This window comes from Pseudarthrobacter albicanus (assembly GCF_018224015.1).
GTDB classification, from domain to species: Bacteria; Actinomycetota; Actinomycetes; order Actinomycetales; family Micrococcaceae; genus Arthrobacter; species Arthrobacter albicanus.
In genome coordinates, this window is record NZ_JAGPOT010000229.1 from 1 (window position 1) to 418 (window position 418).

The following is a 418-nucleotide window of genomic DNA, read 5'->3' on the forward strand; positions in this document are numbered from 1 at the left end:
ATGAAGGCCGTCCCGTCCTTCACCCTGCACGAACTGGTCACCAGCGACACCGCCCAAGGACTGGGAACACCGCAGTCCTTCCAGACCACCGGCACGGACTTCACCCGGCGCGCCCTCTACGCCAGCGGCCTCGCCACCACGGCCACCCGGCTTCCCGACGAGGACGGCAACCGCCGCCTCGTCCTGTCCTACCCGGCCGAGAACGCGGTCCTGGAACTCACCCTGGCCCCGGACGGACGGATCCTGCACGAGACCCAAACCGCACCCCACCACCTGGTCACCCGCACGCTCATCTACCCCGGACCCCAGGCCCATCATGACTAGGAGCCCCGCCCCTGACAGGCGTTCGCCGGCACGACACCTCAGCGGTGCACCCCGCAAACCACGGACGGGGGTCCTGGCATGACGATCGGCGGCT

Annotated in this window: 1 protein-coding gene; it reads left to right on the forward strand. The window is 69.6% G+C overall.

Going from position 1 to position 418, the window contains the following annotated elements:
* A partial coding sequence (locus tag J9611_RS21570) for a hypothetical protein (RefSeq protein ID WP_211883376.1) occupies nucleotides 1–324 on the forward strand: 324 nt, incomplete at its 5' end.
* Nucleotides 325–418 lie beyond the last annotated feature (94 nt).